The organism is Paractinoplanes rhizophilus, assembly GCF_042664765.1.
GTDB lineage: Bacteria > Actinomycetota > Actinomycetes > Mycobacteriales > Micromonosporaceae > Actinoplanes > Actinoplanes rhizophilus.
The window spans coordinates 116119-138250 of the sequence record NZ_JBHTBJ010000017.1 but is presented as its reverse complement, the minus strand read 5'-3'; the positions used below and the strand labels follow the sequence as shown (position 1 = coordinate 138250).

21 protein-coding genes are annotated in these 22132 nt (G+C 70.5%); 3 read left to right on the top strand and 18 right to left on the bottom strand.

Annotated elements, in window-relative coordinates; genetic code table 11:
• Nucleotides 1-37: 37 nt before the first annotated feature.
• From ftsE to ACFQS1_RS23015, 3 genes are all read right to left on the bottom strand, one after another.
• Nucleotides 38-718, bottom strand: a complete 681-nt coding sequence (gene ftsE, locus ACFQS1_RS23025; protein WP_378971737.1) for a cell division ATP-binding protein FtsE — start codon at nt 716-718, stop codon at nt 38-40.
• A gap of 143 nt (nt 719-861) precedes the next feature.
• Nucleotides 862-1974, bottom strand: coding sequence for a peptide chain release factor 2 (prfB, locus tag ACFQS1_RS23020; RefSeq protein WP_378971735.1), 1113 nt, complete (start codon nt 1972-1974; stop codon nt 862-864).
• Between the two features lie 57 nt (nt 1975-2031).
• On the bottom strand, nt 2032-2547 hold the full coding sequence (locus tag ACFQS1_RS23015) for a PadR family transcriptional regulator (RefSeq protein WP_378971733.1): 516 nt from the start codon (nt 2545-2547) through the stop codon (nt 2032-2034).
• Nucleotides 2548-2893: 346 nt separating this feature from the next.
• Between ACFQS1_RS23015 and ACFQS1_RS23010 the strand changes: the two genes are divergently transcribed.
• The gene (locus tag ACFQS1_RS23010; protein ID WP_378971731.1) at nt 2894-3901 is read left to right on the top strand and encodes a hypothetical protein; all 1008 of its coding nucleotides are present in this window, start codon (nt 2894-2896) and stop codon (nt 3899-3901) included.
• 13 nt (nt 3902-3914) lie between these two features.
• Here the strand turns inward: ACFQS1_RS23010 and ACFQS1_RS23005 are convergent, their stop codons facing one another.
• Nucleotides 3915-4424, bottom strand: coding sequence for a DUF6912 family protein (locus ACFQS1_RS23005; RefSeq protein ID WP_378971729.1), 510 nt, complete (start codon nt 4422-4424; stop codon nt 3915-3917).
• 101 nt (nt 4425-4525) lie between these two features.
• Nucleotides 4526-5002 carry a rhodanese-like domain-containing protein gene (locus ACFQS1_RS23000; protein ID WP_378971771.1) on the bottom strand — a complete coding sequence of 159 codons (477 nt, stop codon included), beginning with the start codon at nt 5000-5002 and terminating at the stop codon, nt 4526-4528.
• A 99-nt stretch (nt 5003-5101) separates the two neighbouring features.
• On the opposite strand from ACFQS1_RS23000, the gene ACFQS1_RS22995 reads away from it, so the two are divergent.
• Entirely contained in the window at nt 5102-5593 is a 492-nt protein-coding gene (locus tag ACFQS1_RS22995; protein WP_378971727.1) for an Lrp/AsnC family transcriptional regulator, read from the top strand.
• 85 nt (nt 5594-5678) lie between these two features.
• On the opposite strand, the gene ACFQS1_RS22990 is transcribed toward ACFQS1_RS22995, so the two are convergent.
• The 3 genes from ACFQS1_RS22990 to secA form a co-directional block, all read right to left on the bottom strand.
• Entirely contained in the window at nt 5679-6347 is a 669-nt protein-coding gene (locus ACFQS1_RS22990) for an Rv3235 family protein (protein ID WP_378971725.1), read from the bottom strand.
• 149 nt (nt 6348-6496) lie between these two features.
• The gene (locus ACFQS1_RS22985; protein WP_378971723.1) at nt 6497-6724 is read right to left on the bottom strand and encodes a helix-turn-helix transcriptional regulator; all 228 of its coding nucleotides are present in this window, start codon (nt 6722-6724) and stop codon (nt 6497-6499) included.
• Between the two features lie 129 nt (nt 6725-6853).
• Complete coding sequence (gene secA / locus ACFQS1_RS22980; protein WP_378971719.1) at nt 6854-9766, bottom strand: preprotein translocase subunit SecA; 2913 nt, start codon at nt 9764-9766, stop codon at nt 6854-6856.
• Between the two features lie 175 nt (nt 9767-9941).
• On the opposite strand from secA, the gene ACFQS1_RS22975 reads away from it, so the two are divergent.
• A complete protein-coding gene (locus tag ACFQS1_RS22975) occupies nt 9942-11078 on the top strand; it encodes a GNAT family N-acetyltransferase (RefSeq protein ID WP_378971716.1) in 1137 nt (378 codons plus the stop codon).
• Nucleotides 11079-11088: 10 nt separating this feature from the next.
• Here the strand turns inward: ACFQS1_RS22975 and hpf are convergent, their stop codons facing one another.
• The 10 genes from hpf to ACFQS1_RS22925 form a co-directional block, all read right to left on the bottom strand.
• Nucleotides 11089-11709 (bottom strand): ribosome hibernation-promoting factor, HPF/YfiA family, encoded by a 621-nt coding sequence (gene hpf / locus ACFQS1_RS22970; protein ID WP_378971714.1) that lies wholly within the window; start codon nt 11707-11709, stop codon nt 11089-11091.
• Between the two features lie 221 nt (nt 11710-11930).
• Nucleotides 11931-12749 carry a ComF family protein gene (locus ACFQS1_RS22965; protein WP_378971712.1) on the bottom strand — a complete coding sequence of 273 codons (819 nt, stop codon included), beginning with the start codon at nt 12747-12749 and terminating at the stop codon, nt 11931-11933.
• 3 nt (nt 12750-12752) lie between these two features.
• Nucleotides 12753-14564 (bottom strand): LpqB family beta-propeller domain-containing protein, encoded by a 1812-nt coding sequence (locus ACFQS1_RS22960; protein WP_378971709.1) that lies wholly within the window; start codon nt 14562-14564, stop codon nt 12753-12755.
• Nucleotides 14564-16252: an MtrAB system histidine kinase MtrB gene (gene mtrB, locus ACFQS1_RS22955; protein ID WP_378971707.1), complete on the bottom strand. Its 1689-nt coding sequence runs from the start codon at nt 16250-16252 to the stop codon at nt 14564-14566. Before mtrB ends, ACFQS1_RS22960 begins: the two co-directional genes overlap by 1 nt.
• A 30-nt stretch (nt 16253-16282) precedes the next feature.
• The gene (mtrA, locus tag ACFQS1_RS22950; protein ID WP_378971705.1) at nt 16283-16972 is read right to left on the bottom strand and encodes an MtrAB system response regulator MtrA; all 690 of its coding nucleotides are present in this window, start codon (nt 16970-16972) and stop codon (nt 16283-16285) included.
• Between the two features lie 67 nt (nt 16973-17039).
• Nucleotides 17040-18308, bottom strand: a complete 1269-nt coding sequence (gene efeB, locus ACFQS1_RS22945) for an iron uptake transporter deferrochelatase/peroxidase subunit (RefSeq protein WP_378971703.1) — start codon at nt 18306-18308, stop codon at nt 17040-17042.
• A 2-nt stretch (nt 18309-18310) separates the two neighbouring features.
• Nucleotides 18311-19438 carry an iron uptake system protein EfeO gene (gene efeO, locus ACFQS1_RS22940; RefSeq protein ID WP_378971701.1) on the bottom strand — a complete coding sequence of 376 codons (1128 nt, stop codon included), beginning with the start codon at nt 19436-19438 and terminating at the stop codon, nt 18311-18313.
• Nucleotides 19439-19447: 9 nt separating this feature from the next.
• On the bottom strand, nt 19448-20287 hold the full coding sequence (gene efeU / locus ACFQS1_RS22935) for an iron uptake transporter permease EfeU (protein ID WP_378971698.1): 840 nt from the start codon (nt 20285-20287) through the stop codon (nt 19448-19450).
• A gap of 137 nt (nt 20288-20424) precedes the next feature.
• A complete protein-coding gene (locus ACFQS1_RS22930; RefSeq protein WP_378971696.1) occupies nt 20425-20625 on the bottom strand; it encodes a DUF397 domain-containing protein in 201 nt (66 codons plus the stop codon).
• 39 nt (nt 20626-20664) lie between these two features.
• A complete protein-coding gene (locus tag ACFQS1_RS22925; RefSeq protein ID WP_378971694.1) occupies nt 20665-21525 on the bottom strand; it encodes a DUF5753 domain-containing protein in 861 nt (286 codons plus the stop codon).
• Between the last annotated feature and the right edge of the window lie 607 nt (nt 21526-22132).

Below are 22132 nucleotides of genomic sequence, written 5' to 3'. Positions count from 1 at the left end.
GGGGGTCGGGGATTCGGCAACGGAGCCGCGGGCGAACTCAGCCGTAGACGCCACGGGCCTGGTCGCGGACGATCCGTCCGCTCTCGATCTCGATGACTCGGCGGCGCATCTGGTTGACGATGTTGGAGTCGTGCGTGACCATCACGACCGTCGTGCCGGTCCGGTTGATCCGGTCCAGCAGACGCATGATCTCGATCGAGGTGTCCGGGTCGAGGTTTCCGGTGGGCTCGTCGGCCAGCAGGATCAGGGGACGGTTGACGAAGGCCCGGGCCACGGCCACCCGCTGCTGCTCACCACCGGAGAGCTCGTGCGGGTAGCGGTGCTCCTTGCCGCCGAGGCCGACCAGCTCCAGGACCTCGGGCACGACCCGGCGGGCCACGGCCTTGGTCTTGCCGATCACCTCGAGGGCGAAGGCGACATTCTCGTACGCGGTGCGGTTGGGGAGCAGGCGGAAGTCCTGGAACACGCACCCGATCGAGCGGCGGAAGTGCGGAACCTTCCACGACCTGAGCGTCGTCACGTCCTTGGCGTTCACCACGACCTTGCCGCGCGTGGGGGTGACCTCGTGCAGCAGCAGCTTGATGATCGTCGACTTGCCGGAACCGGAGGGACCGATGAAGAAGACGAACTCACCCTTCTCGATGCCCACGCTCACGTCGTCCAGCGACGGGCGAGACGCCTTGGGGTACGTCTTCGTCACGTTCTCGAGCTGAATCACGGGAACGCAGTCTACGCGGTGTAACGAAAACGCCAACCCCGGCGGGTACGCCAATCTGCACCGGCCATGCGGGAACAGGCGTTTCCGGGCCCGGCGCCTGACCGAACGCTCAGGCGCCGTTGCCGTCCGTGGCGGATCTCCACTCAGCCCGCGACCTGGCTCTGCTTGCGCCAACGGATCCCGGCCTCGATGAACTCGTCCAATTCGCCGTCGAACACCGCGGACGGGTTGCCCGTCTCCTGCTCGGTGCGCAGATCCTTCACCATCTGATACGGATGCAGGACGTACGAGCGCATCTGGTCGCCCCACGAGCCGGTGGTGTCCTGCTTGAGGCCCGCGAGCTTGGCCTCTTCCTCCTGACGCTTGCGCTCCAGCAACCGAGCCTGCAGAACTCGCATAGCGGACGCTTTGTTCTGCAACTGGGACTTCTCGTTCTGACACGTCACCACGATCCCGGTCGGGATGTGGGTGAGTCGGACCGCACTGTCCGTAGTGTTGACGCTCTGTCCACCCGGCCCCGACGAGCGGTAGACGTCGACCCGGATCTCGTTCTCCGGGATGTCGATGTGGTCGGTCTGCTCGACCACCGGCATCACCTCGACGCCCGCGAAGCTCGTCTGCCGCCGGCCCTGGTTGTCGAACGGGCTGATCCGCACCAGGCGGTGGGTGCCGGACTCGACGCTGAGTGTGCCGTACGCGTACGGCACCTTGACGGCGAAGGTCGCGGACTTGAGTCCGGCCTCCTCCGCGTACGACGTGTCGTAGACCTCGGTCGGGTAGCCGTGCCGCTCGGCCCACCGCAGATACATCCGCATCAGCATCTCGGCGAAATCGGCCGCGTCCACCCCGCCGGCGCCGGCCCGGATGGCCACCACCGCCTCACGGGAGTCGTACTCGCCGGAGAGCAGGGTGCGGACCTCCATCTCCTCGATGGCCTTGCCGAGCGCGACGATCTCGTCGCCCACCTCGTCGATCGAGCCCTGATCGCTCTCGTCCTGGGCCATCTCGAGCAGCAGGCCGGCGTCGTCCAGCCGGGAGCGCAGCCGCTCGATCCGGCTGATCTCGCCCGAGATGTACGACAGCCGGCTGTTGACCTCCTGCGCGCGCGCCTGGTCGTCCCACAGGTCGGGCGCGGAGGCCTGCTCCTCCAGCTCAGCCTTGTCCCGGCGCAACTTGTCGACGTCCAGGACGTTCTCGATGTTGCGCAGGGTGGCGTCTAACGCCTTGAGTTGCTCAGCAAAGTCGGCAGCGGTCACGACACCCAAGACTACGCCGCCCGGCCGGCGTTCCGGCCGGGCGGTGTGCTTCGCCCATCAATTCGCCGGCGCGGTCTTCAGCCAGCTCAGCGCGGCCTTGTGGTAGGCGACGGCGAACTCGAGGGCGGCCGAGCCGTACGCGTCGCCGTTCTTCTTCGCCTCCTTCGCCTGTTCCTTGGCCATCGCCAGGGCCTCCGAGTGGTACTCGCTGGCTTCGGTGTAGAGCGATTGCAGCTGGCCACCGGCATGCTGCTCGCCGAAGGCGACCCGAAGGGCGACGGGGTTGCGCAGTGCGTCGCGGCCGGGGGCCTCGGCGAGCCACCGGCTGAAGGCGCGCTTGCCGGCGGCGGTGATGGCATAGGGCTGGCTGGAACGGGGTCCGGGCTTGCCGAGTCGGACGTACCCCATATCGGCAAGAACCGGCAATTCGCGGTAGACCTGGCTCCGCGTCATCGACCAGTAGGGCCCGAGGCGGCGTTCGGCAGCCGCCATGAGCTGTCCGCCGGTCATCGGCCCCTCGTGAAGCAGGCCGAGCAGAGCGGCAGCCGTGGGATTGATTTGAGTGTCGGGCATGCCTTCTAAGCTGCCACTTTGTCGCGCCCACGTCCAGGATTTCGCCCGATCCGTCCAGTTTGCGTCTCCACAAACGACTGTCCCGCACAGACAGTCCGACCACGAGGGTCGAGACGGCGCGTTTAACCGGCGAGCACGAGTCTGACCAGCTAAAATGGCTCTAGCAAACCGGTCAGACGGCGATGCCGGGCGATAACTGGCGGAAAACGGACGAGCCGCCGCCGGCAAAGCGCGCGACGGCTCCGAAATCGACACAACTACCCCAGCCGGGCGTGGCGGCACGTGCCCGGCGGCCCCGGCAACCGGGGGCGGAAGCCTCGTCGTCGCACCGCGTACCCTGTGCCTCATGAGTGCCCAGGACAGGACTCCGGACGCCGAGCGCCCCTCGTCGAACGGTCTTCTCCTCGCGCTCGCCGCGCTGATCTGGATGACCGCCATGCTCTGGTCGGCGCGCGCCACCATCACCGGCCGGGCCGACGCCGAGATGGAGGTGACGTCGACGGCGTACGCGTTGCCCGGCGCGGTCACCGCGGCGCTGGTCACCGGCGCGGCCGTCGCGCTCGCCCTGATCACGCTGCTCACCCGGCGCCGCGACCTCGGGTCCACGTTGCGCTTCGCCGTCACCACCGGCGCCGGCCTGGCGCTCGGCCTGCTCGGCGCCCTCACCGTCATCACGATCAACACCGAGGGCTGGATCTACGCGGTCGTCGGCGGCACGATCGCCGCGGCCGCCACCATCGGCGGGGCGCTGGCCGGCTTCCGTCAGCCGCGCGTGCTGACCGCGGTGTGCTGGGCCGCGATCGGGGTGTTCGTGGTCGGCTTCCTGCTCAACATCTTCCAGAACCCGGTGCTGCGCGCCCTGGGCTCCGGCGGCTCCCAGGCGTCGCAGGCAAATGCCGCGCAATGGTTCACGTTCCTCCAGTCGTTTCTGTCCGGCTTGGCGGCCGGCCTGATCGCGTACGGGGTATTGCGGCGTTCCCGCCGCCGCGCGCCGGCCGGCGACGTCTCCTGGCCGCTGTACGCGCTGGCCGGCGCCGGTCCCGGCCTGTTGCTGACCGTCGGCGAGGGCCTGACCCGGACGGCCGGGTCGCGGGTGCTGGAGCTGGCGGGCCGGGTCAGCGAGCTCGAGCTCACGGTCCAGCGGATGCTGAGCGGCGCCCGCTTCAACAGCGCCCTGATCGTCCTGTTCGTCGGCGCCATCAGCGCGACGATCGCGGTCGGCCGCACGATCCGTCCCGCCGCCGACGCCGAGCCCGATTCGACGGCCGCGCCCACGCCCAAGGCCGCGCCGAAAGCGAAGGCGGCGCCGGAGGCCGAGCCGTCGGCCAGCGCCACCTCCGCGACTACCGAGTAGGCGGTCCCGGCTCTCAGGCGAGGTCGTCGAGTTCGGAGACCGCGTACCACTCCAGTTCGTGATCCTCGGCGCCGTCGACGGTGAACTGTGCGTCGGGATCGCCCGCGAGCGCCTCCTCGACCACGTCGGCCGCCGCGGCCACCTGCTCGGCCGCGTCCGCGCTGTCCACGTGGATCGACGCCACCTCGGTGAGCGAGATCGGCTGCGGCAGCCGGACCGTGCTGGATCCGAGCTCGACGTCCTCACGCACCAGCGACGTGGCCGGCACGTCGGCCGAGACCACCACCCGCCGCCGCGGCGCCTCCGGATCGTGCCGCAGCAGTTGCAGCGCGCCCTGCGCGGCCCGGGTGAACGCCACGTACTCCAGCTCCTCCTCGTCGCCCTCCGCATACCACTCGCGGAGGGCCGGGGTGACCGCGTGCGCCACCATGCCGTCGCCGCCCAGCTTTCCGGAGGCGCGCAGGGCCGCGAGCATGGGCACGGTGGCCGGCACGTACACCCGGACCAGCTCGGTGATCGGCACGTCTCCTCCAGCGGTTCAGACCGTCCCCGTAGTACACCGCTGTCGCGGCGCCCGGAAGGCCCATTCCACCAGTCGTGTCCGGATCGTGCCGCGCCGGGGCTTCAGCAGCCGCAATCGATCGCCGCGACCGGCACGGTGAGCGGGTCGGCGTCGGCCACGACCTCACCCGCACGCGTACGCAGGGGCAGCCCTTCGCGCACCCAGTACTCCACTCCGCCGATCATCTCCTTCACCGAGTACCCCGCGAGCGCCAGGGCGAGCGCCGCCCGGGTCGACCCGTTGCAGCCCGGCCCCCAGCAGTAGGTGACCACCGGCGTCGCCGGGTCGAGCAGTTCCCCCGCCCGCGCCGGGATCTCGGCCGTCGGCAGGTGCACCGCGCCCGGGATGTGCCCCTGCTCCCAGGCCGCCCGGCTCCGCGTGTCGATCAGCACGAACCCCGGCGCCGCGTCGAGCAGCCCGGCCCGCACGTCGGACACGTCGGTCTGGAACTCGAGCCGGCCCGCGAAGAAGGCGGCCGCCCGGCCGGGCTCGTTCCGGGTGGCCGGGCCCACGTTCGCGCTGGTGAATGCGGAAGTCATCGACATGCCGAAGACGCTACGGCCGCGTCGTGGTGCGGAACATGCACATTCCACGGCGGCTCCCAGCAATTGCCGAGGAAATCCCGGTACATTGCCGCCATGACCGTGGACTTCCCCCTCGATCGTACGGATTGGCGGCTCCTCGCCGAGCTGCAGCGCGACGGCCGCGCCACGTACGCCGAGCTGGCCCGCGCCGTCTCGATGTCCGCGAGCGCCGTGGCCGAGCGCATCCACCGCCTCGAGGAGTCCGGGGTGATCGCCGGCTATCAGGCGACGATCAATCCCGAGCGGATCGGCCTCACCGTCATGGCCTTCGTCCGCCTGCGCTACCCCACCGGCAACTACCGGCCGTTCCACGCCATGCTCGGCACCACGCCCGAGATCGTCGAGGCCCACCACGTCACCGGCGAGGACTGCTTCGTCCTCAAGGTCCTGGCCCGCTCGATGCGCCACCTCGAAGAGGTGACCGGCCGCATCGGCGGCCTGGGCCCGGTGACCACCAGCGTCGTCTACTCCAGCCCCCTCCCGACCCGCTCGATCGCCGAGGGCGCCGTTCCGCAGCCCACCCAGCCCCAGCCCGCCCAGCATTAGCCCGAGACGCCCGCCGGCCTCGACCGCACGGCGGGCGCCTCGGGGGTTTCGGCCACACACGACCGCCAGCGGCGCCGCACGTCCGTCAGATCAGGCGCAGGATCGTCGCGGACCATGCGTCCTGGTGCAGCTCCATCCGCAGCGCCATCGCCCACGTGCGCTCCCCCGTCACCAGCGCCACCGCGGCCTCCACCACTCCCGGCCGCGGCTCGCACATCCGCAGCCTGATCACCGCCACCGGCGACGGCCGCCGGGAGCTCCGCCGGCCCGGACCAGCCTTGCGGAGGTGGGCCACCCGCCGCGCCCCGATCAAGGCCTGAGTGACCACCGCCGACGCGACGGCCGGCACGGACAGACGCCGCAGGTGCGCCGGCGGCCGATGCCCGTTGAGCACCTCGACGCACGCCCGGACGAAGTGATGCACCGCGAGCCTGGCGTCGTGCGAGGCCTCCGCCACCGGAGGCGCGGGCGACCCGCCGACCGCCGCCCCGAAAGGCGCCACCCCGGCCGGCAAGGAAGCCGGGCCATCACCCGACCCGGAAGACGACCCGCCAGCCGGCGCGGTGAGCGCCTCGGAAGCGGCCACGGCCGCCCGCAGGAGCGCCGGCCGCGACCAGTCGAGCGCGAGCTGATGGGCGGAAACCCACGCCAACGGCTCGATCTCGTCGTCGAACGGCGGCTCGCACGGCGGAACCGGGCGCAGGCTGATCGAGGCCCGCGCCCCCTCCGGAGCGATCTCCACAGTCCGCCTCATCACCCACACCCCGTTCCGTCAGGCCGCACATCTTTGCGTTTACCTACGTTTGCCTTCGACAGCCATTCGAGCAGAGGGCGCAACGGACCGTCAACGCGCGGTTCCAAGAGCACCACCGATGCGGGAAGAGGCCCATTCCGGGCGCTAGATCAGTCGGGCTCGCGCTCGGTGAGGGGATTTCCGCGGACCCATTCGGCGGTTTCCGCGTACTTCTGCTGGATGTACTCCTCCAGCTTGGACCGCTCCACCCGCCACTGGCCGCGGCCGCCGATCTTGATCGCGGGGAGCTCGCCGCTTCGCACCATGTGGTAGACCTGCGAGTCGGACACGTTCAGCTCGGTCGCCACGTCCGACAGAAGCAAGAATCTGGGCTCCACGGCCTTAGCTTGCCACCGTTTGCCTTCGAATGCCGCGACGCGCCGCAAGCTTCAAGGGGGATCGGCAACGGCGGCCGAGACAACGACGGCCCGCCGGGCAACGCCGACGGGCCGTACGTCAAACCGGGATCAGGCAGCCCCGGGCGCGCCGTGGCAGCGCTTGTACTTCTTGCCCGAGCCGCAGTAGCAGGGCGCGTTCCGCGAGGGACCGCCCGACTCCCCGCCCCGAGCGGCGCCGCGGCCGCCCCGGCCGTTGGCCGGCGTGTGGGCCGGCGACGCCGGCACCGGCGACCCGCCGGGCCCGATGCCCAGGGCGGGCGCCGCCTGCTGCTGGATCGCCGGCGACCCGTCCCCCGCCGCGCCGTCGATGGCCGGCGCCGTGTATTGCAGGTTCTGCGGGCGGCGCACGCCGCCCAGCCCCTTGGCACGCACCTCGACGCGGTCCGACTCGGTCATGTTCTCTTCGCCGGCCGCGCCGACGGCCGCCAGCGGCACCGCCTTGCTCGGGTCGACCGTGACGGTGGGGGCCTCCTCGACCTGGACCTCGAGGTTGAAGACGAAACCGACCGCCTCCTCCTTGATGCCCTCCATCATCTGGTTGAACATGTCGAAGCCCTCGCGCTGGTACTCCACCACCGGGTCGCGCTGGGCGTACGCCCGCAGGCTGATGCCCTCCTGGAGGTAGTCCATCTCGTACAGGTGCTCGCGCCACTTGCGGTCGATGACGGCGAGCAGCACCTGCCGCTCGAGCTCGCGCATCGCGTCGACGCCGAGCTCTTCCTCGCGCGCGGCGTACGCCGCGGCCGCGTCGTCCTTGAGCTGCTGGGTCAGGAACTCCTGGTCGATCGCGCTCGGCTCGCCGCCGGACTCCTCGACGATGTCGTCGATGGTGACGCCGACCGGGTAGAGGCGGCGCAGGTTGGTCCAGAGCTGCTCGAGGTCCCAGTCCTCGGCGTAGCCGTCGGCCGTGGCCGCGTGCACGTAGTCGCCGACCACGTCGTCGATCATGCTCTTGATCTGCTCGTGCATGTCCTCGCCGTCGAGCACGCGCCGGCGCTCGGCGTAGATGACCTGGCGCTGCTTGTTGAGCACCTCGTCGTACTTCAGCACGTTCTTGCGGATCTCGGCGTTCTGGCCCTCGATCTGGGTCTGCGCGCTGCGGATCTGCCGGGTCACCATCTTGGACTCGATCGGCACGTCCTCGGGGATGTTGAAGCGCTCCATGACCGCCTCGACCGCACCGGCCCGGAACCGCTTCATCAGGTCGTCCTGCAGCGACAGGTAGAACCGGGACTCGCCCGGGTCGCCCTGCCGGCCGGAGCGGCCGCGGAGCTGGTTGTCGATGCGCCGGGAGTCGTGCCGCTCGGTGCCGAGCACGTAGAGCCCGCCGGCCGCGATGACCTCCTCGGCCTCGGCGTCGCAGGCCTCCTTCCACGCCGGGAGGACCTCCTCGAGCGCCTTCGCGTACTCCTCCGGGCTCTCCACCGGGTCGAGCCCGCGCTGGTGCAGCTCGGCCGAGGCGAGGAACTCGGGGTTGCCGCCGAGCAGGATGTCGGTGCCACGGCCGGCCATGTTCGTCGCGACCGTGACGCCGCCCTTGCGGCCGGCCTGCGCGATGATCGTGGCCTCCTGGGCGTGGAACTTGGCGTTCAGCACGCTGTGCGGGATGCCGCGGCGGCGCAGCAGCTGGGAGAGGATCTCGGAGTTCTCCACCGAGACCGTGCCGACCAGCACCGGCTGGCCCGTGGCGTGCCGCTCGGCGATGTCCTCGATGACCGCGTTGAACTTCGCCTTCTCGGTCTTGTAGATGACGTCGGGGTGGTCGATCCGGATCATCGGCCGGTGGGTCGGGATGCTCACGACGCCGACCTTGTAGACCTTGTTGAACTCGCCGGCCTCGGTCTGGGCCGTACCCGTCATGCCGCCGAGCTTCTCGTAGAGCCGGAAGTAGTTCTGCAGGGTGATGGTCGCCAGGGTCTGGTTCTCCTGCTTGACCTCGACGCCCTCCTTGGCCTCGATGGCCTGGTGCATGCCCTCGTTGTAGCGGCGGCCGTGCAGGATGCGGCCGGTGAACTCGTCGACGATCAGGACCTCGCCGCCCTCGTTGACGATGTAGTCCTTGTCGCGCTTGTAGAGCTCCTTGGCCTTGATGGCGTTGTTCAGGTAGCCGACCAGCGGCGTGTTCACCGACTCGTACAGGTTGTCGATGCCGAGCCGGTCCTCGACGCGGGCGACGCCCCGCTCGGTGACCGCGATCGTGCGCTTGGCCTCGTCGACCTCGTAGTCGCCCTCGCCGTCCTTGCCGCGCTGCAGGCGGCTGACGATCGCGGCGAACTCCGAATACCACCGGGCGGAGTGCTCGGCCGGGCCCGAGATGATCAGCGGGGTACGGGCCTCGTCGATCAGGATCGAGTCGACCTCGTCGACGATCGCGAAGTGGTGGCCGCGCTGGACCAGCTCGTCCTTCGACCACGCCATGTTGTCGCGCAGGTAGTCGAAGCCGAACTCGTTGTTCGTCCCGTACGTGATGTCGCACTCGTACGCCGCGCGGTGCTCGGCGGACGGCCGGTTGGGCAGGATCACCCCGACGGTGAGGCCCAGGAACACGTGCACCCGGCCGACCCACTCGGCGTCGCGCTGGGCGAGGTAGTCGTTGACCGTGATGATGTGCACGCCCTTGCCGCTCAACGCGTTGAGGTAGGCCGGGAACACGCCGGTCAGGGTCTTGCCCTCACCGGTCTTCATCTCGGGGATGTTGCCGAAGTGCAGCGCGGCGCCGCCCATCAGCTGCACGTCGTACGCCCGCTGCCCGAGCACCCGCTTGGCGCCCTCCCGAGCCACCGCGAAGGCCTCGGGAAGCAGGGAGTCGAGAGACTCGCCGTCCGCGTATCGCTCCTTGAACTGCTCGGTGCACTCGCGCAACTCGTCGTCGGTCAGATCGACGTAGTCTTCCTCGATCGAGTTGACCGCGTCCGCGATCGCCTTGAGCCGGCGCACCATGCGGCCTTCGCCGGCGCGTAGGACCTTTTCCATAATCGACACGGGTCAGCGCTCCCCTAGACAGTCTGCCGAACCATCGTAGGCACCCTCCCGCGGAACCTGTGACCCGAGCCTCGGGTTAACCGCACAAACGGCACGAAAGACGGCAACGCGTTCGCTCATGGCGAAGCCCTTCCGGCAGGATGGAGGCTTGTCGGCAACATCATCAGGAGGATTCTTGAGCCCCGCTGAGATCAAGGGTACCGGGGTGCGTCTCAGGGCATATCGCCCGGACGACGCCGAAGCGGTCGCCGCCGGATACGACGACCCGCTCAGCCACCGGTTCCTGCCCCCGCTGCCGTCGCCGTTCACGCTGGCGCACGCCGAGCGGTTCCTCAGTGAGGGGGTCGCCGCCATCTTCGCCGAGGGCGGCGCGGTCTACGCGATCGCCGACCCGGAGACCGACGATCTGCTCGGCGGGATCGGATTCGACAAGGTCGTGCCGAGTCGCGGGCAGGCCGAGATCGGTTACTGGGTGGGGCCGTGGGCGCGCGGCCGCGGCGTCGCCACGGCCGCCGTGCGCGCGCTGAGCGCGCACGCGCTCGGCGCCGGCCTGCAGCGGCTGGAACTTCTCACGCACTGGGACAATCCGGCGAGCATGCGGGTCGCGCTCGCGGCGGGGTTCCACCGAGAGGGCGTACGCCGGCAGGCACTGCCCAACCGGGCGGGCGGCCGCGACGATCTCATCGCCTTCGCCCGCCTGGCGAGCGACCCGGCCGTTCCCACCCCGCGGGTCCTGCCCGACCTGCCCGGCGGGGAGCTCACCGACGGCGTCGTCATCCTGCGCCCGCTCGGGCCCGGCGACCAGCGCTTCCTGCTGGAACTGCGCGGCCTGCCCGACGTGTGGCGCACCAGCGTGCCGGCCCAGCCGCCGACCGCCGAGCAGATCCGGGAGCGCTGCACCCGCGCAGCGGCGCACTGGCTGGAGGGCACCCGGGCCGACCTGGTGATCATCGAATCCGCGACCGGTGCGCCGGCGGGCGAGATCGGCCTGTTCTACCAGGAGCCGCCCACCGGCCAGGGCATGATCGGTTACAGCATGCTGCCGGCGTTCCGCGGCCGCGGCTTCGCGACCCGGGCCGCCCAGCTGCTGTCGCTGTGGGCGTTCGCCGAGACCGACATCGCGCGCCTCATCGCGGGCGCGCTGCCGACGAACCTCGGCTCGCAGCGGGTGCTGGAAAAGGCGGGATTCCGCCGGGAGGCGTACCTGAAGTCGCGCCTGCCCGGACCGGACGGCACTCGCCAGGACGACGTCCAGTTCGTGCTCCTGGCCGAGGACCTCCTGAAAGGTGAAGGTCCCCGGCTCGATGGCTAGCGGCCCGGGGTCAGGCGGGTCCGCCTAGCGACAGAATTCCGTAGTCGTACCCGCGGCGGCGGTAGACGACGCTGGGCCGGCCGCTCTCCTTGTCGAGGAAGAGGTAGAAGTCGTGGCCGACGAGCTCCATCTGGAAGAGGGCGTCGTCGACGGTCATCGGGTCGGCGGGGTGCTCTTTTTCCCGCACGATGCGCCACGGCTGGTCATCGTCGTGCTCGGTGAGGGCGGTGGCGACGGATGACTCCTCGGCCGATGCGGCGGCCCGGGTGAGGTCTGTCGGCAGACCCGCGGTGGCGGCGGCTACCGATACGGGCGCGTGCCGCCCGCGGTGCACCCGGCGGCGGTCGGCCGAGCGGCGCAACCGTCCGTCGAGCTTGGTGATGGCGCAGTCCAGGGCTGCGTAGAAGTCCTTGGCGCAGGCCTCGGCACGGACGACCGGACCTCTCGTCATGACGGTGATCTCGACCCGCTGGCACTTGTCGGACTGGCGAGGGTTGCGTTCGTGGAACAGCTCCACATCGGCCCTGATCAGCTTCTGGTCGTAACGCTCGACCTTGCTCAGCTTGTCGGCGACGTGTTCCCGGTAATGGTCGGGAACCTCTACGTTGCGGCCCTTGACGACAATGTCCACTCGTGACCTCCCCCAACGTTGGTGCTGTGCGGGCGCCCGCCGGCCGGTGCCGGGGACGCCGAACTGCGACGCGGTGTGCTGGTTGTGGTTACGGCGACGCCGATGCGTTGCGCACCGTGCGTGACCGATCGCGAATGAGACGACTCCTTTCCGGTGGCGGGTACCACTTCGCTCTCCCGGTGGGCGGGTAGGCGATGACGCTTACCCTCGTCACCAAGACGCTAACGTGCCGATGCTCCCGCGTCACCCCTCGTTTCGGATAGCTGATCGTTCACCTTCCGCCCTTTGGGTACCACCGGGCGGCAATCGGGCGAAACCGCTCTCCGCAGCTGCGTGGCGGCCAGTACGGCAGCCCCTGCGACCTGCATGTCGACCTCCTCGAGACGGCGTCTCACCGCGGCCAGCGTGGCCCCCGACGTGACGATGTCGTCCACCACCACCAGCGTGCCTTCGATCGGCCTCGCGTGCCGGGAAAACCCGATTCGTCGGGAGCGGATTCGCAGCGAACTCTCAGCCGCCGCCCGGCGTTCGATGACACTCAGTGACGCGGAATCCGGCCGGGGCAACGCTTCGAGCGGCCGTGCCATCCCAGCGTTCCAGCCCGCGCCGCGCAATCGGCGCACCGCCTGTGCGGCGAGGCGCGCCATGTGGTCGCCGTGCCGCGCGCGGACCGCCGCGGCGGTCGACGGCACCGGGATCAGGGTGACCGGGCGCCGGGCCGGGGCCAGTTCGGCCACCGCCGTGGCGAGCAGCGTTCCGAGGGGCGGTGCGAGCCGGTGCCGGCCTTTCTCCTTGTACCCGAGCAGGACGCCGCGCAGCGGCCCCTGATAGGCCCCCACGGCGACGCACGGCGGCATGCCCGGGGGAGGCGGGGTCGGCACCGTCCGGAACGGCCGCAGCGCTTCCAGGACGGTCGCGCAGCCGGCGCACACCCCGTGCCGCAGCGGCGTCCGATCGGCCGCGCACCCGGCGCAGGCGGCCGGCAGCACGAGGTCGGCGAGATCGCCGAGGACTCCGAACACGCCGAGGACTCCGAGCACCGGTCAATCGAGGAAGAAGGGCGCCGTCGGGACCACGCCCGGCTGCGGCGAGGCGGTCGGGCCGGCCAGGGCGTCCGTGCCGATCCGCTCGGGCGCGGTGAGCACGTCCCACCCGACGCCGGCCACCTCGTACGACTCGTTGTCGGCGTTCTCGCCCTTGGTCACCGGGTTGGCCGGGTACGCCGTGAGGTACGTGATCGCGCCCTTGCCGACGTCGTCGAGGCGGGTGTAGCGCACCGCGCCGTCGACCGACACGTCGACCACCGCGTACCGCGGCGAGTCGTCGCGCACGCCCGCCACCGCGAGGTAGGTCTCGCTGCTCCAGGCGGCCGCCGCGACCCTGGAGAAGCCGGGCGCGAGGATCTGCTCGACCGTCTTGCTCATGGTGGGCGCGTCGCCGCCGGTCTTGAGGGTGGTGCGGTAGAGCTGCCCGCCGGAGACCAGCGCCACCCGGTAGCCGTCGGGAGCGACCGAGATCGCGGTGATCGGGCCCGGCACGCCCGTCGACGCGACCGGCACGGCCGGCGAGCCGCCCGGGCCGAAGCTGTAGAGCTTGCCGTTCACCGTGATCAGGCCGACCGCGCCGGACGGGTCGCCGTCGGTCGTGACCGCCCAGACCGGGCGGCCGAGCGCACCGGAGATGCCGCCGACCTCCTTGAGGGCGGCCTGCTGGCCGGTGCGCGCGGCGGCGACCTTGAGCTTGGCGTTCTTGCCGCTGCCGACCACCACCGCCGCGTACGTGTGCGTGCTGGACGTGCTCATCGCGGCGACCGAGATGTTCTTGTTCTCCTCCGGCTTGAGCACGGGGATCGGGGCGCCGGGCTGCGCCGACTTGGCGAGCCGGCGGATCACGCCGCCGTAGACCGTGAATCGCTCCGGCAGGCCGGCCAGCCGGTACGCCGGGTTGCTGCTGAGGTAGTCGTCGTCGGAGTACCGGCCCACGGCCTGATGCCCGATCTTGAGCTCGAGCGTGAACGGATCGGCGCCCTCGCGCAGCGACCACTGCAGCTGCCGGCGCAGCCGGTCGATCTCGCGGACGTCGCCGGCCGGCACCGCCTGGGCGCTCAGCGTCACCGTGAAGATGCCGTTGGTGGGCGCGGGCACGTTGTCCGGCGCGACCGTGCCGCTCGGCAGGCCGTGCGCCACGTCGTTGAGCCAGCTCGCCGGGCCGTTCACCAGCCAGCTCAGGATCGTCGTCGGCTGCTGGTCGCTGGGCACGTCGAGCGGCATGTACCGCAGGTCGGGGACCAGGGAGGTGTCCTCGGTGTTCCAGAAGTAGATCGTGCGGCGCGCGTAGAAGTTGTCCAGCGCGGTGTCGGTGAGCAGCAGCACGTTCGGCGAGTCCAGCACGAAGTAGCCGCTCTGCCCGGCGATCTGGCCGACCCGCAGCTTGTACTCCTTGGGGGCCTCGACGCTCGGCTCCAGCACGCCGTTGCCCTTGAGCATGCCGACGGCCTGGGCGTTGAAGGTGATCTCCGGGTCGCCCGGGGTGACGAGCGGGATGCCCTTCATCCGGATCACCTTCACCTCGGGGTCGGGGTGGAACTTCGCCTTGGCGTCGTCGGACATGAACGCCTTGGCCCGGTTCACCGCGCCGTCGGGCTCACCGGCCGCGGCCTCGAGGTAGTAGCTCACCAACTGCGACGGGGTGTTGGCCGAGTTGCGCGTATTGCGCACCGCGGGGACGGTGTTGTCGCGGCCCCCGGGCGCCACGGTCGGACCGGGACCGACAACGGTCACCTTCGTCTCGTCGGGGATCCCGCATCCGCCCAGCAGCAGCGCGGCCAGGGTGACGACGGCGAACAGGCGGCGCATCACACCACCTCCGCGGGCGCGTCGGGCTCGACGGCGGCGGTGGCCTCGATCGCCGGCGCCCGGTCGCGGGGAATCAGCGGTAGCGGCGCGGACAGCAGCCGGTCACCGGCGCGGACCGGCAGGGTTAGCCGGAACTGGGCGCCCTCGCCCGGCGCGCCCCACGCCTCGAGCCAGCCGCCGTGCAAGCGGGCGTCCTCGGCGCTGATCGACAGGCCCAGCCCGGTGCCGCCGGTCTGGCGGGCCCGGGACGGGTCGGCGCGCCAGAACCGGTTGAACACCAGGCGCTCCTCCCCCGGCTTGAGGCCGATGCCGTGGTCGCGCACGGTGATCGCCACGGCGCCGTCGTCGCAGGCCAGCGTGACCTGCACCGGACGGCCCTCGCCGTGCTCGACGGCGTTGCCCACCAGGTTGCGCAGCACCCGCTCGACGCGGCGCGGGTCGACCTCGGCGATCACCGGGGTCTCCGGCACCCGCAGCTCGATCGTCACGCCGGCCCGGTCGGCGAGCCCGGTGAGCCGGTCGGTCACCCGCTGCACGATCGGGACGAGGTCGGTGTGCTCGGCGTCGAGCGCCGCGAAGCCGGCGTCGAAGCGGCTGATCTCGAGCAGGTCGGTGAGCAGGCTCTCGAACCGGTCGAGCTCGGCCTGCAGCAGCTCGGCGCTGCGCGCCACCGCCGGGTCGAACTCCTCGCGCTCCGAGAAGATCAGGTCGGCCGCCATCCGGACGGTGGTGAGCGGGGTGCGCAGCTCGTGCGACACGTCGGAGGTGAAGCGGCGCTGCAGGCGGGACATCTCCTCGAGGCGGACGATCTGCCGCTGCAGGTTGGCCGCCATCTGGTTGAACGAGGCGGCGAGCAGGGCCAGGTCGTCCTCGCCGTCCACCTTCATCCGCTGGTCGAGCAGGCCGGCCGAGAGCCGCTGGGCGGTGCGGGCGGCGCCGCGCACCGGGAGCACGACCAGCCGGGTGACCAGGCCGGCCACCACGCCCAGCAGGATGACCAGGGCCAGGCCGGTGACCAGCACGGTGGTACGGATCTGGTTGGCCGCGCTGTCCTCGGTGGTCAGCGGCACGAGGTAGTACAGCTCGAGGTGGCCGAAGCGGCTGGGCACGGTCGTCCCGTACACCAGGTATTTGACCCGGTTGCCGCCGACCTCGGCGGTGCGGACCTGCTCGGCGACCTTGCCCTCCTCCGCGACGGTCCGCCGCAGGTCCTCGGTGATCAGCTCGTCGGTGTTGACGTCGGCCGAGGTGACCGGGACGAACCCGGGGAAGTTGTCGGCGCGCATCGAGACGATCGAGCCGCCCGACTCGGCCGGGTCGCCGTCGGCCAGGTTGCTGACCGTGGTGTTGATCGTCCGCCCGAGCGTGGGGTCGTCGGCCGTGACGTAGACGCTCAGCTGGGAGACCGCGTACTTCACCTTGCTGTTCATCGACGAGGCGACCTCGTCGTGGGCGCGGTTGAGCAGGATGCGGGCGCTGTTCTGCGCCACGAAGAAACCGAACGCGCCGACCAGGACGCTGGACGCGACCAGCGTCAGCGCCACCACCCGCAGCTGCAGCGACCGGCGCCACTGCCGGCGAGCGGGCGCCGACCAGTGCTCGAACCGGCGCCCGAGCACGCGCGAATACCGCCGGAGCACCCGGAGGGTGCGGCGGACGGGCATCGGGAGCCAGATGGGAGCGCGCATCTCAGCGGCAAGGTTAGCCGCTCGGGCTGATCAGCCGGTGCCTGCCTTGTAGCCGACGCCGCGGACGGTCAGGATGATCTCGGGCCGCTCGGGGTCGGGCTCGATCTTGGCCCGCAGCCGCTGCACGTGCACGTTGACCAGCCGGGTGTCGGCCGCGTGCCGGTATCCCCAGACCTGCTCGAGCAGCACCTCGCGGGTGAACACCTGCCGTGGCTTGCGGGCGAGCGCGACCAGCAGGTCGAACTCCAGCGGGGTGAGCTTGACCTCGTCGTCGTCGCGGCTCACCGTGTGCGCCGGGACGTCGATGGTGATCTGGTTGCCGGGCGGGCCGATGGTGAGCAGCTCCGGCGCCGCGTCCTCGCCCCGGCGCAACCGGGCGCGCATGCGCGCCACCAGCTCCTTGGGCTTGAACGGCTTGACCACGTAGTCGTCCGCGCCGGACTCGAGGCCCAGCACGACGTCCACCGTGTCGCTCTTGGCGGTGAGCATGACGATCGGGATGCCCGACTCGGCGCGGATCGCGCGCGCCACGTCGATGCCGCTCATGCCGGGCAGCATCAGGTCGAGCAGCACGATGTCCGGCCGGTTTTCGCGGAACGCGGCCAGGGCGCGCTCGCCGTCGGCGACGAACGAGGGCAGGAAGCCCTCGCTACGCAGGACGATGCCGAGCATCTCGGCCAACGCTGGGTCGTCATCGACGACGAGTACCCGGGCTCTCATGCGGTCCAATATTGCACTGTCCTCCCGAACCACGCGTACCCCGGTGCCGATCTTGCTTCCCGGCAGCCTACGCGAAGAGCGCACGTCCCCAGAAGTCGTCCGGCCCGGATACCCCCGGCGGGCAGGCGAACAGGCCGCTCGAGACGTGGCGTAGGTACTCGTTCATGGCGTCGTGCCGGGCCAGATTGAGCTGGATCGGCACGAAATGCGTGCGGGGGTCCCGCTGGTACGCCATGAAGAACAGCCCGGCGTTGAGCCGGCCGAGCCCGTCCGAACCGTCCACGAAGTTGTATCCCCGCCGCAGCAGCCGCGCGCCCTTGTTCGTCTCCGGATGCGCCAGCCGGACGTGCGCGTCCACCGGGATCTGCGGGTCGCCGTCGCCCCGCAGGCCCTTGAGGTCGATCTCGTCGAACTCCTTGGCCTGCCCGAGCGCCGCGCCCTCGCCCTTGGTGCGCCCGATGATGTCCTCCTGCTCGCCGAGCGAGGTGCGGTCCCACGTCTCGATCATCATCCGGATCTTCCGGGTGACCAGGTACGACCCGCCGGTCATCCAGTCCGGCCCGTCCCCCGGCGCCGCCCACAGGTGCTCCTTGAGCAGGTCGGTCTCCTCGGCCTTGAGGTTGGCGGTGCCGTCCTTGAAGCCGAACAGGTTGCGCGGCGTCGCCTGGCTGGTGGACGTCGACGACGTACGCCCAAAGCCCAGCTGCGACCAGCGCACGCTGACCACGCCCATGCCGATCCGGGCCAGGTTGCGGATCGCGTGCACCGCCACCTGCGGGTCGTTGGCGCACGCCTGCACGCACAGGTCGCCGCCGGAGATGGCCGGGTCGATGGTGTCGCCCGGGAAGTGCGGCAGGTCGGCCAGCGCGGCCGGCTTGCGGGCGGCCAGCCCGAACCGGTCCTTGCCGGACGCGTCGCGGAACAGCGTGGGACCGAAGCCGACGGTCAGCGTGAGGCCGGAGGCCGGCAGCCCGATCGCCTCGCCGGTGTCGTCCGGCGGCGCCTCGAGGATGCCCGCGGTGGCGCCGACCGGGCCGGCGTCCTGCCCGGCGGTCATCCGGGCGGCCGCCGCGGTCCACTCCTTGAGCATCTGCACCAGCCGCTCGCGGTCCTTGGTGACCACGTCGAACGCCACGAAGTGCAGCCGGTCCTGGGCCGGCGTGACAATGCCGGCCTGGACCGCGCCGTGGAACGCGATGGCGTCCGACACCGGCGCCTCGACGGCTTTGTCAGCGGTCAGGAAGGCACCGCCGATGGCCGAGGCTCCGGCGATCCCGGCCACCCCGGCCCCGGCGAGCCCGATGGCCCGGCGGCGGGAAACCTTGTTCTCGGCCATGACTACTTCTGCGCAATCACGCCGGCGACCTTGCTGATCGGCTCGGCAACCGCGTTGATCACGTCCGAGAGACCCTTCAGCTCGGCCTGGCTCAGCTCGGTCTGCAGCTTCCACCCGTCGCCGGAGCGGTACTTCTCGAGCTCCTTGTCGACGTTGGCGAAGCCGGTGTCGATCTGCTTGACCAGCTCGGGGTCGCGCTGCTCGAGCGCGGGCCGCAGCGCCGCGACGGCCGCCTGCGAGCCGTCCACGTTGGCCGCGAAGTCCCACAGGTCGGTGTGCGAGTACCGGTCCTCCTCGCCGGTGATCTTGCTGGTCGCGACCTCGTCGAGGAGCTCCTTGGCGCCGTTGGCCAGCTGCAGCGGGGACAGCTTCTCGGCCTTGGCCTTGGCGGCGATGTCCTTGACGTCGGCGAGCAGCTGGTCGGCGATCGCGCCGTCCTTGCTGACGTCCTTGGCCACCCAGAGGTCCTTCTCCAGCTTGTGGAAGCCGGTGAACGGCAGCTCGGCGGTGGCGTCGTCCTCGCGACCGTCGATCTTCGGGTCGAGGTCGCCGAAGATCTCGGCAACCGGCTCGATCCGCTCGTAGTAGGTGCGGGCGACCGGGTACAGCTGCTTGGACTTCTCGATGTCGCCGGCCTTGACCGCGGTCACGAAGTCGGTGGTCTTCTCGACCAGCGCATCGCTCTGCGAGCTGATGTAGCGGGTGTAGCTCGTGGTGGCCTGGGCCAGCAGCGCGTCCTCGGAGAGCGCCGCCGCCGAGCCCGACACGGTCAGCTCGTTGCGGATGCCGGCGCCGACCATGCCCGGCTTGCACGCGGTCTGGTACGTGCCCGCCGGCAGCTCGACCCGGAGCTCGCGGGAGAGGCCAGGGGTGATGTTCTCGACCTCGCCCATCACCCGGTCGCCGGCGGCGTAGACGTAGAACTCGGTGACCTTGGAGCCCGAGTTCGAGACCGCGAAGACGTGGGTGCCGGCCTCGATCTGGTTCGTGGCGACCTCGCAGGCGCTGTCGGAAGCCTTCACCGTGATCGGCCCGCCGCTGCCCGCGGCCGAGGAGGAGTCCGATTTGTCGCTACAGGCCGCGACGGCGCTGACCGCGACCAGCGAGAGGATCAAGGGGGTGCGACGCAAGACGTTCTCCTAAGACTGCGCTGCGGGGGTGGGCGCCGGGGCAGGCTTGCGCACCGGCCAGAGGAAGAGCACGAGGACGGGGACGGCGTACGCGAACCAGGCGACCACCTCGAGCACGGTCGGCTCGGCGGTGATGTTGAACATCCCGGCGAGCAGGGTGGCGTACCAGGTGGACGGGTCGAGCCAGCTCGCCGCGTGGTAGGCGATCTCGTTGCCGCCGGGCAGGATGGTCGCTTCCTGCAGCGAGTGGACGCCGTACTTGAAGATGCCGGCCGCGACCAGGATCAGCAGCACCCCGGTCCACTTGAAGAAGACGGTCAGGTTGATCCGCACCGCGGTCGCGTACATCAGGTAGCCGATCGCGATCGCGGTGGCGACGCCGCCCAGCAGCGCGAACAGCGGACCGCCGTCGAGATTGGCGCCGCGCACCGCGGCGTAGAAGATCAGCGAGGTCTCGAGGCCCTCGCGGACCACCGCGAGGAAGGCCATGAAGCCGACCGCCAGCGAGCCGACCGCCAGCGCGTCCTGGAGTTTGTTGCGCAGCTCGCCGGCGATGCCGCGGGCCGCCCGCCGCATCCAGAAGATCATCCAGGTGACGAAGCAGACCGCGGCGATCGAGGTGATCGCCTCGAACAGCTCCTGCTGCTTGAAGTCCTGCAGAAGGGTCGTCTCGGTGTAGTTGAGCAGCCACCCGAAGAGCACGGAGACCGCCACCGCCGCCGCCACGCCGATCCACACCAGCTTGAGCTTGTCCGTGCGCTCCGACTTGACCAGGAACGCGATGAGGATGCTGACCACCAGGGTGGCTTCCAACCCCTCGCGCAGGCCGATGAGGTAGGTGGCAAGCATGGCACTCCGTTGACTAAGGCGACCCTAAGTTAGGTTGGCCATACCTTAGCAAGGCTACCCTACGGTTTGTAGGCACCCCCCGGGCACGAAAACGGGCGGCCCCCGCAGGGACCGCCCGTTCGGGTGACGCGAGAGCCTCAGGCTCCGGGTCGGTCGAACTCCCCAGCCCGGATCCCGGCGATGAAACCCGTCCACTCCGTGGCGGCGAAGGTGAGTACGGGACCGTCGACGTCCTTCGAGTCGCGCACCAGCACGGCCGACGGAACGTTCGCCACCTCGACGCAGTGGCCGGCGGCCGCGCTTCGAGTGCTCTTACGCCAGGTGAGAGTGGCGTGCATGGCTGTCCCCTTCCAGGATGCAATCGCCTCCATTTCAGCTCACGGAGCCGCCGCGCAGCGCAGCGCTTCCTCCCTTTCAGCGATAACCGTTCGGCTGTCTTCTGCCGACAAAGCGCGTTCCCGCAGGTCAGCGAGGGCGTCCCGATAGACCTCGACCTCGTCGGGTTTCACCCGGAAGAGACCACCGATGAGCCCCTCGCTGTGCACGATCGGGCCGCGGGTGCCCGCCCCGAACTCCAGCACCATGAACGACTCGGCCTGCCCGGCGTGCGCGCCGGCCGAGAACGGCAGGATCCGGATCTCGAGGCCCGGCCGGAGGCCCACGGTCGCCAGCTTCGTCAGCTGGCGGCGCAGCACCGCGGCCCCGCCCACCTCCCGATGGAGCACCGCCTCGTCCAGCACCATCAGCAGCGTCGGCGGCGGCTCCCGGGTCAGCACCGCCTGCCGGGCCATCCGCAGCGCGAGCCGGCGGTGGATCACGGCCTCGTCGCCGACGTCGGCGCCCACCTCGATCACGGCGCGGGCGTACTCGTCGGTCTGGAGCAGGCCGGGCACGACCTGGCTCTCCCACTCGCTGATCCAGACGGCCTCGGCCTCGAGCGCGACGAACTCGTCGTAGGGGTCGGGGACGGACGAGCGGTAGGGCGTCCACCAGGCCCGGGCGCGGCCGCGGCGGGCCAGGTCACGCAGGCGATCCCGGTCGTCCGCGGGCACCTCGTAGACCGTCAGCAGGCGGTCGAGGTCGGCCTCGGTGATCGCGGTGTGCGCGGTCTCGATCCGGGAGAGCTTGGACTCGGACCAGCCGAGCGCGGCGGCGACCCCGGCCGCACGCCGGTCGGCGCGCAGCCGGCGCAACTCGTTGCCCAGCTCGCGCCGCGCGGTCGACGTCGGCCTCGGCACGCAGTCACCTTAGCCAAACATGAGTAGCGCTCTGCAACTTGCACCGCACACAACGCACTTGCACGCAGGTCAGCGGGCATGCCGTAATGAAAGGGAACAACGGGATCACGGCGGCGGCAACCGTCGTGCGCCCGCAAATCGAGCCCCCGTCCTGCGGGCGGACGGGGGCTCGGTCCTTCCCGCGGACGAGAAATTCCATGGGTACGGGTGCGCGGCCGTTCACAACCGCAGCAGCCACGTCCCGCCGCTTCCCGCGATCCACGCGCGACACCGGGAAGTGCCGCGGCCGCCGGGCTGACCTGCCGCCAAGGGCAAACCCCCGATCGGGCCGGACATCGGGATCGGGCCAGACATAGCGAACGGGGCGACAGGCCAAAGCCCGCCGCCCCGTTCATCCCCCCGGTTTGGTACCGCGCGCGTCCGTGGGACCCCCCGATCACCAATGACGCTGCGTGGTTATGAATTTACACTCCGCATTCCTCATGTCAAGCAAATCCGGAAATTTCGTAGTTTGCTGGTACGCCACCCGGCGGTTCCAGCCCGGATCTTGATGAGTCGCCGCCCCACGCGAACAGCAACTCATCACCCCTCGGAGCGCTCGGCACCC